Source organism: Novosphingobium indicum (assembly GCF_014645195.1).
GTDB lineage: Bacteria > Pseudomonadota > Alphaproteobacteria > Sphingomonadales > Sphingomonadaceae > Novosphingobium > Novosphingobium indicum.
Genome location: NZ_BMLK01000048.1, coordinates 1 through 12,083, shown reverse-complemented (window position 1 = coordinate 12,083; position 12,083 = coordinate 1). Strand labels below are relative to the sequence as shown.

General features: G+C 61.1%; 13 protein-coding genes and 1 pseudogene. 8 read left to right on the top strand and 6 right to left on the bottom strand.

The features are described 5' to 3' along the window. Positions 1-65: 65 nt before the first annotated feature. Positions 66-488, bottom strand: a pseudogene (locus IEX64_RS23310) (IS110 family RNA-guided transposase); the annotation flags it as partial. Positions 489-788: 300 nt separating this feature from the next. Here IEX64_RS23310 and IEX64_RS23305 point away from each other — a divergent pair. The 5 genes from IEX64_RS23305 (at position 789) to IEX64_RS23285 (ending at position 4,279) form a co-directional block, all read left to right on the top strand. Next, positions 789-1,385: an antitoxin Xre/MbcA/ParS-like domain-containing protein gene (locus IEX64_RS23305; protein ID WP_188823773.1), complete on the top strand. Its 597-nt coding sequence runs from the start codon at positions 789-791 to the stop codon at positions 1,383-1,385. Beyond that, positions 1,382-1,978 carry an RES family NAD+ phosphorylase gene (locus IEX64_RS23300; RefSeq protein WP_188823771.1) on the top strand — a complete coding sequence of 199 codons (597 nt, stop codon included), beginning with the start codon at positions 1,382-1,384 and terminating at the stop codon, positions 1,976-1,978. Before IEX64_RS23305 ends, IEX64_RS23300 begins: the two co-directional genes overlap by 4 nt. Then, positions 1,975-3,102 carry a hypothetical protein gene (locus IEX64_RS23295; protein ID WP_188823769.1) on the top strand — a complete coding sequence of 376 codons (1,128 nt, stop codon included), beginning with the start codon at positions 1,975-1,977 and terminating at the stop codon, positions 3,100-3,102. Before IEX64_RS23300 ends, IEX64_RS23295 begins: the two co-directional genes overlap by 4 nt. Beyond that, positions 3,102-3,608, top strand: a complete 507-nt coding sequence (locus tag IEX64_RS23290) for a hypothetical protein (protein ID WP_188823767.1) — start codon at positions 3,102-3,104, stop codon at positions 3,606-3,608. Before IEX64_RS23295 ends, IEX64_RS23290 begins: the two co-directional genes overlap by 1 nt. A gap of 452 nt (positions 3,609-4,060) precedes the next feature. Next, complete coding sequence (locus IEX64_RS23285) at positions 4,061-4,279, top strand: hypothetical protein (RefSeq protein ID WP_188823765.1); 219 nt, start codon at positions 4,061-4,063, stop codon at positions 4,277-4,279. Here the strand turns inward: IEX64_RS23285 and IEX64_RS23280 are convergent. The 3 genes from IEX64_RS23280 to IEX64_RS23270 are packed head-to-tail and all read right to left on the bottom strand — an operon-like array spanning position 4,276 to position 6,239. Beyond that, positions 4,276-4,773, bottom strand: a complete 498-nt coding sequence (locus IEX64_RS23280; RefSeq protein WP_188823763.1) for a hypothetical protein — start codon at positions 4,771-4,773, stop codon at positions 4,276-4,278. The two genes, IEX64_RS23285 and IEX64_RS23280, sit on opposite strands and share 4 nt — an antisense overlap. 9 nt (positions 4,774-4,782) lie before the next feature. After that, positions 4,783-5,913, bottom strand: coding sequence for a HigA family addiction module antitoxin (locus IEX64_RS23275; protein WP_188823761.1), 1,131 nt, complete (start codon positions 5,911-5,913; stop codon positions 4,783-4,785). Beyond that, positions 5,913-6,239, bottom strand: a complete 327-nt coding sequence (locus tag IEX64_RS23270; protein ID WP_188823759.1) for a type II toxin-antitoxin system RelE/ParE family toxin — start codon at positions 6,237-6,239, stop codon at positions 5,913-5,915. Before IEX64_RS23270 ends, IEX64_RS23275 begins: the two co-directional genes overlap by 1 nt. 80 nt (positions 6,240-6,319) lie before the next feature. Here IEX64_RS23270 and IEX64_RS23265 point away from each other — a divergent pair, with 80 nt between their 5' ends. After that, on the top strand, positions 6,320-7,210 hold the full coding sequence (locus IEX64_RS23265) for a helix-turn-helix domain-containing protein (RefSeq protein WP_188823757.1): 891 nt from the start codon (positions 6,320-6,322) through the stop codon (positions 7,208-7,210). A gap of 305 nt (positions 7,211-7,515) precedes the next feature. Here the strand turns inward: IEX64_RS23265 and IEX64_RS23260 are convergent, their stop codons facing one another. Further along, positions 7,516-8,532, bottom strand: a complete 1,017-nt coding sequence (locus IEX64_RS23260) for an IS110 family RNA-guided transposase (protein ID WP_188823755.1) — start codon at positions 8,530-8,532, stop codon at positions 7,516-7,518. A 172-nt stretch (positions 8,533-8,704) separates the two neighbouring features. Continuing rightward, entirely contained in the window at positions 8,705-9,580 is an 876-nt protein-coding gene (locus IEX64_RS23255) for a Rossmann-like and DUF2520 domain-containing protein (RefSeq protein WP_188823753.1), read from the bottom strand. 165 nt (positions 9,581-9,745) lie between these two features. On the opposite strand from IEX64_RS23255, the gene IEX64_RS23250 reads away from it, so the two are divergent. Together IEX64_RS23250 and IEX64_RS23245 are read left to right on the top strand one after the other, a co-directional pair. Then, the gene (locus tag IEX64_RS23250) at positions 9,746-10,876 is read left to right on the top strand and encodes a MucR family transcriptional regulator (RefSeq protein ID WP_188823751.1); all 1,131 of its coding nucleotides are present in this window, start codon (positions 9,746-9,748) and stop codon (positions 10,874-10,876) included. A 235-nt stretch (positions 10,877-11,111) separates the two neighbouring features. Beyond that, on the top strand, positions 11,112-12,038 hold the full coding sequence (locus IEX64_RS23245; RefSeq protein ID WP_188823749.1) for a DUF7146 domain-containing protein: 927 nt from the start codon (positions 11,112-11,114) through the stop codon (positions 12,036-12,038). Positions 12,039-12,083 lie beyond the last annotated feature (45 nt).

Genomic DNA, 12,083 nt, shown 5'->3' with positions numbered 1-12,083 from the left:
GAATGAGGGGTCCCGATTGGACGCCGATCAACCCGCTACGGGGTTCCTTTTGCACGCCGGTCCACAGCCAAAAGGCCGCGAGTGTGATTGATCAGCGCTGTGCGCTGCACGATCAGTCTGTCGCGCGTTCGGTGTAGGGCTTGCAGATCCTGCTGCTCGACACTCTTCAACGGCACGAACCGCATCGTCGGCCTGTTGGCAGCTTCAAAAATGGCTTCGGCATCGACCGCATCATTCTTCGAGCCCTTCACGAATGGCTTCACGAAGCGCGGATGGATCAGGTGTACCGTGTATCCCAGCTCCTCGAAGACCCGTCCCCAATGGTGCGAACTGGCGCAAGCCTCCATCGCGACCGATTGCGGTTGCAACTTGGTCACCGCATCGGGCAACTTTGCCCTGCTGACCTTACGCGAAACCACTTCGCCATCGCCAGTGATCCCATAGATATGAAAGGACTGTTTTCCCAAATCGATCGCCAACATTTGCATGTGATGAACTCCTCGCCTTGGTCGCTGTGGCACTATGCTCGGCCCGATTGCGGGAGGCGTCCATCCCATAAGATCGAACAAACTGTCGTCGCCCGGTTCTCCCCAAGGCGTATCCCCGTCCTGTCCGCCCAGCCATCCGGGCCCCGACAGGGTAAAGCCTGCCCTGCGTTGCCGGTCCGGAGTGACCGGCCCGGATTGGCCTTGGTTGGACCCGAGAGCAGGTCTTGCCGACCACCGTAGATGTTCGTCGCTCTGGACAAATTGGACAACTTTGCTATCTTGGACATGAAGGAAACGTCCATGACCCAGACCCAGATCAAGACCCGGCAGGATGCGCGCGAAGCGGTGGTGTCCTTCTTCGATACGCTGAGCGCCGCGACGCTGCTCAAACTCGCCAATGCCCTGCAACGCTCCAGACCCGATCCCGAGCGGCTGGTCCGGCGCGTGCTGGAGGAAACGGGGGACGCGCGCAAGCTCACCGGTGGCGGTCTCGGCCAATTGCTCACCAGGGCCGAGGGCAGGGCCAGGCTCGAGGCGATCACCGTCGAGGACGACGGCCGCGAGGCGGGCGAAACCGAACTGCTCGGCGCCGGCGACATGGCCGAACGTCTCGGCGTGGCCCGCGCCTCGCTCGACAACTGGCGCCGCGCGCACAAGGTCCTGGCGTTCCGCAAGGGCGTGCGAAACTATGTCTATCCGGTACGCCAGTTCGAGCGCCGCGCCCCGATCGAGGGCCTCGACCGGGTCCGCGCCCATTTCGGCGATGACGAGACGGCCTGGGACTGGCTGGTGACGCCCAATCGTCACACCGACAATGCCGAGCCGATCGAAGGGCTGCGCAAGGGCAAGATCGACGAGGTCGCGCGCGCGGCCGAAGGCGCGCTGGACTATCAGTGAAACTCGATCCTCGGCGCATTGCGGCGCGGACGGGGCCGGTCGAACTGGCCGACTGGCCGCGCATTATTCCTGACCGGCATCGCGCGACGCCTTGCGATCCCGGTTTCGGTTCGAGCCGCTTTTCCAGTCCCGGCCGGTCGTTCCGCGTTCTCTACGCGGCCCGGGATTTTGCCACGGCCTTGGCCGAAGCGGTGATCCGCGACCGGTTCGTGGGCAAAGAGCGGCGCTATCTCCACCGGCCCTATCTCGAAAGCCTGTGCGCCACTGCCATCAGCACGGCCGCGCCGCTAATGCTGCTCGATCTGACCGGACCCGGTGCCTACGACCTCGGGATCGATACCGACGTCAAAGGCAGCCGCGCGCATCTCGCCGGCCAGGACTTCGCCGAGGCGCTGCATGGACGAACGCGCGCGGACGGGCTCCTATTCGATTCGCGCCTTACCGGTGCGCCTTGCGTCGCCATCTTCGATCGCGCTTTCGTCCGCCTGCGAGCGTCACCGCCCGTGGACCTGCTGCGCGTTCCGGCCCTGGCGGATGAACTGAGCGGGCGGGGCGTCATCGTCAGGCGCGGATGGACGCCGCCGCGCCGATGACTCGTTTGCAGAACTCCGGCTCGAACGGCCCGCAAGAGGGCGATCCGATGTTCGTGCTTGCCGAACTCGAAGGGCCGGACGGCGGCACACCGCGACGGATCGCCTTCGCCAATGCACAGGTGCAGCCGCTCGACTTTGCAAGCCTGCGCGATGCGCGGTTCGACAGGCCCCTCACGATTCCGCTCAACTGGCGCAACGCCACTCTCGTCGAAACGACGATCGAGGGCACCGAGCCCGGGCAAGTGATCAATGCGGCTGCGACCCTGGAGAGCCCCTTCACCTCCTGCGCGATCGGGCTCGTCAAAGGCGGATGGCTGCCTTCGGCCTTTGCCGTCACCCACCAGAACACAACCATGATGGTCGACCGCAACGTCGTCACCCAAATCGTCGGCAGGTTCGACAACGGACGAAGACGCCGCTACGAACAGGACTTCCTCGACCTGTTCGCCGACCAGCCCGTCCGCATCAATCCGCTGTTGTTCGTGATGGAAGGCAATCGGCGGCGCCTTCCCACTCCGGCCGAAGCCGAGGCGCAGATGCTCGAGGTGGAGGCCAAGCTGCGCACGGCGCTGCCCAGGGCCGAAATTACCGTCGGTCCCGAACATCTGAAGGGCGCGCTCGGTCTCATCGGGGAGGCCCGCTCGTCGCTGGCGAACAAGCAGCATTTTCTGCGCCATCTCGCGCCAAAATTGTCGTCGCCGGTCGCGCGGGCCGACATCGAGGCGCGATGGAACGACATTATTGTCGCCGCCGATCTCTATAATGTCCCGCAGCAGTCGCTGGTCGTCCTCGCCGCTCTCAGCGCCGTCGCGGTTCCCAACGGGAAGAGCCCGGCCAAACGATTACTGAAATTCCGCAACGGCTATACCGACGGCGATGCCTACAACGCGCTCGCGGACCTGCGAGCGATCGAGCTGTTCATCGCGATGCTGGGTTACTTTCCCGGCGAAGCCATCCAGCTTTGCACGGCGGACAAGAATCTGGCCCTGTTCTGGGTCGGGATCCAGGCATCCAACTTCACCCGGACCGGGACGAGTTGCACCTATGACATGATGCCGGTCGACGAGCTGTTCCCGCCGAGCACGGGCCTGGCCTGGAAGGCCGTTCTGGAAAGGAAGGATTGATGTTCTGTCCGCTCGCGATCGACTGGGGGAATGCCGCAGACTGGGCGTCGGCGGTGGCGAGCGCCGGCGCCGTCATCGCGGCTGTATGGATCGCCTTCGGTCAGGAGCGCAACGCGCGCAAGCTCCGCAGGATAGCCCGAAACGAGGAGCACGAGCGTAAGGTCCACCTGATTGCCGAAGTGATCCGGTTGTGCGGCGAGATCGAAGCCGTTGCAGGCTCGGGCGCGCAGCTGGTCGATTACGGGGGAGGAAATCTGACATCCCGGCGCGACGATATCGAAGCCCTGCGTTCGCAATTGCGCGCGCTGCAGCAGTTTCCGCAATCCGATCCGCGGATCTTCGGCGAAATCGGACGCATTCTTCATGCCAGCGCGATGCCGCTCGATGTCGCGACGGCAAGCACTTCCTATCAGGGGATCATGCTGCGCGACATTGCGCGGAAAATGGCGGAGCGTCGTGCTGCGCTTGCTACGCTTCCCTCGACAACAACGGTGCATCCCGACTGACGGAACGTCGCCGGAAATAGCGAGGCAAGAGCCCTGAATACGAAATGTGGCCGCCGCGACCGCTTACGAGTGCGAGTTGTATGGCCTGCCTTCCCGCGAGGCGGCTGTTTTACAATGGTTTTGTTGAAAACACGGCGGTGAATATTTTGTAATGCCGGGCGTGCCGCCTAAAAAGATTGGGTAGTGGGTCAGTTTGAAATCAGCCCTGCAAATTGACGCCAGTTGCGCTATATTGGGTATATGAGCGCGACTGACCGATGGGAAATGGACCTTACGTGCCCGCAGTGTGGCGCGACCGGAACTGCGGACGCATTTCAATATGAGGGTTGGTCATTCGCTAGCGATAGCCGGACCCATTTTTCGTCGGTGACGCCCGGTTTCCGGGTTGAGTCTCCAATGAGTAAGCATAAGAGCGCCAAGATTTTTTGCGAGCAATGCGGGGCACAAGTTAAATGACCAAGCCGAAGCGCCCGCGCGATCCGAATCAGCTCGCAAAGATGATGATCGATATTGCGACGGGTGAAATTGACCAGCCGGAACAGAGCCCTACCGTACAGCGGGCATCCAAAGCGGGGATGGTCGGCGGCCCGGCGCGAGCTAAGGCCCTGACCCCAGCACAACGCTCAGAAATTGCGAGTATTGCCGCGTCTGCTCGGTGGAAGCAGAGCTAGGCAACGTCCTTGCCCTTGTCGCGGTCTGCTTGCTCGGCCGCGCGAAGCTCCGCAACGTCATCCTGGAATTCAAGATGAAACCGCAATTGCGGATCGTCTGGAAAATTCTTGTTCATCCGTTCCACGTCACAGTGCGCACGATACACGTCATGTGCGATTGCCTCACGGCGCTGCCTCACTGACCGCTGGCGCTTCGTCGGCGTTCCGCCTGTATCGGTGTCGAAGTAGTGCTTGGTCTCCACGCCGTTCTCAAACAGCGTCACACTTTGTTTGGCTCGGTACGTGAAGCCACCTTCTTCGTCGAAACGCTTCGCCTGCCTTAGGGCCTGAGTGACCTGCTTGCGCATAACGCGCCGCACATCCTGCGGCCTCATTGCGAGCTTGCCTTTGGACATGGCCCAATCGATGAAGTCGTCCGGGTCGCCTGAATCCTGCCCGGTCTCAGCAGTCCACTCGTCCCAATGGCGATTTACCTGCTCATTGTAGTCGGCCATTTTCTGCTCCTACAGGCCAGTTGGGGAGAAGTGTCCCCAACCATCCTTGTGCTTCCATTCCAGAAGATATTCACGAATACCGATCTGGTATTCACGAAGCCAATTCCATTTTTTTGTCCGGTTTTGAATTTGTCCGACGACGACACCGGGATGAATTTCCAGCCGTGCGGCGAAGCTCAATACATCGTCGCGCGAGATAAATGGGCTTTTGCGGGCAATGAACGAGTCCATCAGCGCGCGGGGCACGCAAAATTCAGCAGCTTCGTCGTTAGCCACCTTCTCGCAATCCATCGCAACGTCGTTGCCCGTATCGCTATCGACAGGGGCGAATGAAAACTCCTTGCCATCGCCATTCAAGACATGGGTGATTTCGTGCATGAGCACGAAGCAAAAGTTATCAATCCTATCCAATCGAAGGGTCATACCGATAACTGGCTGACCGCCCAACCATACGCACACACCGTCAATCTTCGACCCGGGCAACGCCTCGACCAGCACGAAGCGAACGCCACTCTTATGCAGAATCTCCGGGATATGGATCAGGTCATCTTTGAGATGCATATGCTCCCGTATGGACGGCAGGTTCTTGCGCAACGCCTCTTCGGAATAGAGGGGGCACTCGATCTGCTCTGCCATTTTCCGAACGCGGTTGAGCCATACATACTGCAGTTCGGTGGTGCCGGCGTAATCCTGCTTCCTCGCAGCATGGGCTAGGAGCGGGGCATCGCTGACAAACGGAATATCCTCTATTCTGTTCTTGCCGAAGAAGCGGAGCATCTGCAGGTCAAGCAAGTCTGGCTCAGCGTCCTCGATCCAGCGGCGCTTGATCATTTCCCGTACGGGAAACTTAGACACCCAAGCCGCCCTGGCCTTCACTCCAGGGTCGGCCTTGCGGGTTCTATGAAGATCATAGAGCTGCTGCAGGTTGAGGAAGAACTCCGCAGGCATATCAAAGGCATCGCCTAGAGCGACTGCTGTGTCAGGAGTGATCGAAGTAGCGCCTTTGATCAACTTGTTCAGCTGACTCACGTCCATGTGTAGGATGTACGAGAGATCGGCCTGAGTCCAACCCCGGTCCTCAAGCTCCTCCTTAATGAATGTGCCGGGATGATCGACCGGCGGTGGCGTGGCGTAGGCCATCAATGATAATCCTCGATTTCTAATATCGTGACGGTCTGCGGCTCGGTCTCTTCATCCAACTCGAAGATCAATCGATATTGATCGTTCAACCGAATTGACCGCTGACCATCCCGATCCCCCCTCAATTTTTCGTAGTGCAGGCTTTTCCAATTCCTGAGTGAACGATCATCGATCGCCGCTCGGAGGACCGTGAGCTTTCGCCGGGTCGATTTGATCACAGCCACCCCCAGTCGGGTCTCCCCCGCCTGGTCCGTCTCGATCAAAGCAAGCTCAGCATTGGCAAACACGATCCTCATTTGGCGCCTTGTAGCACGGTGAGATTCCATGCTGCAACTCCAAATTGATGAGTCGCACCAAACTGACCTTAATGCTTGACTAAATGGAAGAGCGCTCATATTGAAATTGCATGAACAAACTCACCCTCGAAGAGCGCGCTCGCATCCTGCATCTTCTCTGCGAAGGCATGAGTATCCGTGCGATTGCGCGACTGACCGGCGCTAGTAAGAACACTGTGGCGAAGCTGCTGGTGGACGCGGGCAAGGCTTGCGATGCCTACCACTGCGCTAACGTTCGCGACGTGAACGCGGCTCACGTCCAAGTCGACGAAATCTGGTCTTTCACCTACGCCAAGCAGAAGAACGTTGCGACGGCCGAGCCGACTCCCGAAGGGGCTGGTGATACTTGGACGTGGACCGCGATCGACGCGGTCAGCAAGATGGTCCTGTCCTATCTCGTAGGTGGTCGCGATGCTGAGTATGCCTTGTGGTTCATGGACGATCTCGCCTCGCGTCTCGCCACCCGCGTTCAGCTTACCAGCGACGGCCATCGCACCTATCTAGAGGCCGTCGAGGGCGCGTTCGGTGCAGACGTAGACTATGCCCAGCTCGTGAAGCTCTACGGCTCCGAAGATGGCAAGAGCAGCGAAGTTCGCTGCAGCCCGGCGGAATGCTCTGGCATCCGCAAGCGCACTGTTGAGGGCAAGCCCGACAACGCACACGTCTCCACCAGCTATGTCGAACGTCAGAACCTGACCATGCGGATGCACATGCGTCGTTTTACCCGCCTGACCGACGCTTTCTCGAACAAGGTTGAGAACCACGCTCACGCGGTCGCGCTGCACGTTATGTATTACAACTTCGTCCGCAAGCACAAGACGCTGCGCATGACGCCAGCGATGGCCGCAGGCGTTGCGGATCGGCTTTGGGAAATCGAGGAAATTGCCAAGCTCGTCGAAGAGGCCGAAGCAAAGCGAGGTAAGCGCGAGCTATACAAAAGGAAGGATCAGATTTCAAACTGACCCACTACCGACAGTCGCGATAGTCCCGATGTTTGTGGCTCACGGTTGTCCGGATCGTGTCCCGCGGGTTCTCTAATCGCATTCGTCAAGCTGTTGTGATGGGATATCGGCGACCAGGCTCATGGTTCTCTTCGAGGTCGGCGGTTTGTTGCTGCCTCAGCATGGCGTTGGACAGGTTCAGCAGGCAAATGTTTCGTGGTCGTCCATATCTACCGGTGCTCGCATCCGTGGGATCGGCCTTGGCTGCGCCATCGTCCTGGCCGGACGATTCCGTTGACATCAGCGTAACGTACGATGGGTTGCAATCATGCTTCCTGCACCTTCTCTGCGGACGACCAGCGGAACTCCTCGCCCGTCGTCCACATGGCATGGAGGATGGTGGCGAGTTTGCGGGCCACGGCGACCTTCGCTTTCTTGATGCCGCCGCGCCTGGCGATGCGCAGGCCCCAGCTCTTGAGCGCCGAGAACCGGTCGATGCGCGTCAGCAGCGCATTGGCGGCCTCGTAGAGACTCCGTCTGAGAAAGTCGTCGCCGCGTCGGGATATCCGGCCCGCTTTCATGGTTTCGCCTGAAGCATAAATTCTGGGCGTGAGCCCAAGATAGGCGCCAGCGCTCGATGATCGCCGGAAACGGGCGGGATCGTCGATAGTGGCAACAAACCCGAGCGCAGTGACGACGCCGACCCCGGGCACGGTCATGAGGTGCCGCACTGTGGCATTGCTGCGCGCGGTCGAGCGAACCTTGGCATCAAGCGCCCGGATTTGGGCGAGGATGTCCGCGCGTGCCTTCATCAGCGGCTCAACCACAGTACGGATCGTTGGCGATGCGTCCAACTCGCCGCTGACGATTTCCTCGGCCTGCTTGGCGAAGCCGCCGACACGCTTGCCGAACACGATGCCGAAGGTGCGCAAAACACCTCGGATCTGGACGAACTGGCTGCGCGTGGCGAGCAGCGCGCGGGCCTCATGGCTCGAAGCCGACTTTACATGCACGCCCTTGCACCAGCCCGTTCGCACGATCTGCGCGAGGCCTACAGCGTCATTACGGTCAGTCTTGGCCGGCATAATCCTCAAGGCTGCGTTGGCATGGCGCGCGTCCATGCAGACGATCGGCACTCCGTGCGCCATCAGTCCGTTCCACAGCCAGACCGACAAGGGGCCGGTCTCCAGCCCGGCGCGTGTCAGGGCGAATGGTTCGAGGGCAGCGGCTATCACGTCGGGGCATGTCGTTACCGTCCGTTCCGCGACAATACCTCCCTCCTCGTCAACGATGCAGATCGAGGTCGTTTGCTGGCTGACATCCAGCCCGGCATCATGCTTCATGGCGGTTCTCCACATAGCGTCGGCACATTGGCCTGGGTTGCCACCAGCCAGTGTGGAGAGCCGGCGCCCTCAAGGCGAGGCCCATCGGCGATTGACGCTATGTGGTGTAGGTGGGATGTCGGGCACTGGGCCTGAGATTGCTCAATTCGCCCACTTGATGCGAGACCATCGATTACTTGCCGAGAAGGCTGAGCAAATTAGCTCGGTCGAGCGGGTCGCAGCGGCGCTCGAGCTCGTCGACAGTGGCGAGCGCCATGGCGCGATAGGTGGGGAGCAATTCGGGGCAATCGCCTTCCAGTGCCGCGAGGTGGCGACGGATGGTCTCCGTATCTCCACGCAATACGGGTCCGGACAATGCGCCAAATCCATTGGCGATGCTGTTATCCAGGGCTGCGCGAGCCAGTGGTGCAAGCAGACCTGCAGGATCATCTACACCTGCGGCGCGCAAAGCATGGGAGGCACCGGCGAACAAGGTAACGAGATGGTTCGCGGCGTGGCACAGCGCGGCATGATAAAGAGCGCGACAATCTTCCGGGATCTCGACGGAAATTCCGCCCAGCGCTTCCACGATGGATTGCGAAAGTTGGGAGCTTTCCGGGCTTGAACCGGTGACGGCAAAGCGCGAGCCGGCCATGCGCTCCAACTCCAGCTCCGGCTCGCCCGTGAATGTCATGGCAGGATGGATTGCCGCGGTCTTCGCGCCCATTTGGCGCAAAGGTTCAAGCACCGCTGTGCCGCTTCCGCCGCTGACGTGGAAGACGACCGGGGCTTGGCTCAGCGCCCCGGCCTCGCTGATTGTGTGCACGATCTCCAGGATCGCATCATCGGTAACCGCAATGGCAATCACGTCGCATGAATCCACGATGTCGGAGAGTGAACCGGCAGCCTGGGCGTGCGAAAGATGTCCAACCGCCTCGCGGCACTTCATAGGTGCGCGTCCCCATATCATGAGAGGCGCCGATGAATGGTTTTGCAGACCGAGCGCAAGTGCCCGCGCGACCCTGCCGGTTCCGACGATGCCGATCTGTCTGAAAGGAAGTGTGTTCACGGCTTCCTGTTACCGGGCTAGGTTCCGCCGTTCCATAGATACCGCATTGTCGAATCCGAAATTCTGGCACGGATGGCGGCCAGGGACGCCGCAATTTGACATTCAACCTGACGCGGGGCAGCACGTGTTCACCGCCCCTTGCACCAAATTTCCCGATGGACAGTTATGGACGACTTTGACGCGCGCCGCGCTTCGCTTGATCTGGTTACGGCGTTTGTGAACAACAACAAGCTCAGCGCTGCCGAGCTGCCGACATTGCTCGGTGATGTATTCAAGGCGATTTCCGGCTTTGAAGTTCAGGCCGGAGAAACCGTCGAGCTGACAGGCAAGCAGGCCGAGATTGTTGCTGAACCCGAGGCCGCACCTGCGCCTGAAACAAACCCCGCGGCAACACCGGCTGCACCGCCCAAGACCCCAAAAACGAAACCCTCGGCGCCCAAGCCCGCGCCAAAGGCTTCAGCTACCAATACAGTCGCGGTGTCGATCGAGGAATCGCTGGCCGACCCGAATGTCATCGTCTCGCTGATCACAGGCGAGAAATTCAAGATGCTGAGGCGGCACCTGACCAAGCATGGTCTGACCGAGACCGAATACAGAGTTCGTTTCAATCTACCCGATGATTATCCAATGGTCGCGCCAGCCTATGCCAAGCTTCGTCGCGAAGTGGCGACCAGGATGCACGCCAGTGCCAAGGATGCCGGTGCAGGGAGCAAGCCCGCGGATGCACCGGCACCTGCAGTCACAGAAGAAGTTGCCAAGCCGGTCAAAGCGAAGGCTGCTCCAAGCAAGAACACCTCGAAGCAGAAGGCGGCTTCGCCGAAGAAGGCTGTCGGCGCTGAAACCACTGCTGTCCCGAAAGCGCCTGCCCGGCGACCTCGCGTTAAGGGCGCCGCGGCCAGCGCCGCACCGGTGAATGCCGCCGATGCCGTCCCGGCACCTCCGGAAACCCCGAACGCCAGCCCGGCACCGGCGTCCGAGGCTGAGAGGACATCTCAGACGGAGTCGGCAAAAGCAGCAAACACACCAAAGAAGGGCGCAGCCAAAAAGCCGGCCCCCAAACGGCGCATGGCAAGGCAACCGGCGGCGGAGACCACTTTGGCCGATGCTACTGCAACCCCGGCTCCGCTCGAAGCATCCGAGGCCACCGAAGCCAGTCCAGCCGTCGCACCTGCTGCGACCAAGCCGACAAAGGGCAGATCCAGAAAATCCAGTGGTGGGGCTGCGATATCCGAAGACGGTGCCAAGGCCAAGCCTGCCCGCAAGGAGCGCAAGACGCTGACACCGGCCTATCGCTGAAATGCCGGCAAGCCACAGATCGACGCGGCAAGTCCGAGTAATCCCCGAAGCCCTGCAGGTCGATCACGATCGGCCTGCAGGGCGCTTGTATTTCACGGGCGCTCGAGTTGGGTGTAAAAAAGACGGCGGCTGCAAGGTCGGCCAACCTGGTGCAGAAACTCACCGATAGTCGAACCTGCCAGTGAAGCGCTGGAGGAGGTGAGGGGGAAGGGCATGTTTCTGTCGGGGAGCAGCCATGCCCGCATCGTCCATCATACGCACCTATCGAGACCTCGAAACTGAGGCGGCCGATCTCGTCAAACGGCTTGGCGGGATATGGACGCCGGGCGGCGGAATGTGCCGGTGCCCGGCGCACAAGGACGAAACGCCCAGCCTGTCGGTGAGGGTGGGCAGGACAGCCCTGTTGTTCAAATGCTTCGCAGGCTGCGAGACCATCGATGTCATGCGGGCAATCCGGGGTCTCGACATGAGCATCCCTGCCGGTGGCGAGAGGCTCGTCGGATCACCCAGCTCGCCCCTCAGCCCGGCCTGGCTTCGACGCCGTGCACAGGACTTGTGGGACGAGGCCATACCGATCGCGGGAACACCGGCCCAGACCTACCTCCGCCGCCGCGTGATCCCGCTGACACCTTCCGTCTTGCGATATCACCCCCGCACGCCGCTTGGGCGAGGAAAGCTGGCGGCATTCCGTCCCGCCATGCTCGCCGCAATCCACGAAGATGACCGCCTCGTCGCGCTCCAGCGGACGTTCCTCGACACGCAGGAACCGCGCCGCGCCCGTGACCTTACCCATCCGCGTCGCTCTCTTGCGCAACCGGGCCGAGGGGCGGTCTTGCTCGTACCGGCGACTGAGGTGCTGGGCCTTGCCGAAGGCGTGGAATCGGCCCTTTCGGCCATGATCCTTCTGGGTCTCCCTGTCTGGGCAACGCTTGGCAGCGAACGGTTCCCCCACGTTGCCGTGCCGGAAACCGTCACTCGCCTGATCCTGCTGCCCGACAACGATCAGGCCGGGCGCATCGGTGCATCCAAGGCCGGTGAGGTTCATGCCGTGCCAGGCCGCACCATCGAGACGATCTGGCCGCCCGCAGGCTTCAACGACTGGAATGACTTGCTGCGGTCAAGGAGGAAGGGGGTGGGGAAGGGGACGCGGCAAGCGGCCTGAATGGTCGGGCCTCGTCCGCCAGGAGAATATCCATGTCCCAGCCCT

Bases quoted from the DNA above. Each gene is read 5' to 3' on its own strand.
- IEX64_RS23250 (WP_188823751.1), top strand. From the start codon at position 9,746: ATGGACGACTTTGACGCGCGCCGCGCTTCGCTTGATCTGGTTACGGCG.
- IEX64_RS23305 (WP_188823773.1), top strand. From the start codon at position 789: ATGACCCAGACCCAGATCAAGACCCGGCAGGATGCGCGCGAAGCGGTG.
- IEX64_RS23290 (WP_188823767.1), top strand. From the start codon at position 3,102: ATGTTCTGTCCGCTCGCGATCGACTGGGGGAATGCCGCAGACTGGGCG.
- IEX64_RS23285 (WP_188823765.1), top strand. From the start codon at position 4,061: ATGACCAAGCCGAAGCGCCCGCGCGATCCGAATCAGCTCGCAAAGATG.
- IEX64_RS23295 (WP_188823769.1), top strand. From the start codon at position 1,975: ATGACTCGTTTGCAGAACTCCGGCTCGAACGGCCCGCAAGAGGGCGAT.
- IEX64_RS23275 (WP_188823761.1), bottom strand. From the start codon at position 5,913: ATGGCCTACGCCACGCCACCGCCGGTCGATCATCCCGGCACATTCATT.
- IEX64_RS23280 (WP_188823763.1), bottom strand. From the start codon at position 4,773: ATGGCCGACTACAATGAGCAGGTAAATCGCCATTGGGACGAGTGGACT.
- IEX64_RS23265 (WP_188823757.1), top strand. From the start codon at position 6,320: ATGAACAAACTCACCCTCGAAGAGCGCGCTCGCATCCTGCATCTTCTC.
- IEX64_RS23245 (WP_188823749.1), top strand. From the start codon at position 11,112: ATGCCCGCATCGTCCATCATACGCACCTATCGAGACCTCGAAACTGAG.
- IEX64_RS23270 (WP_188823759.1), bottom strand. From the start codon at position 6,239: ATGGAATCTCACCGTGCTACAAGGCGCCAAATGAGGATCGTGTTTGCC.
- IEX64_RS23260 (WP_188823755.1), bottom strand. From the start codon at position 8,532: ATGAAGCATGATGCCGGGCTGGATGTCAGCCAGCAAACGACCTCGATC.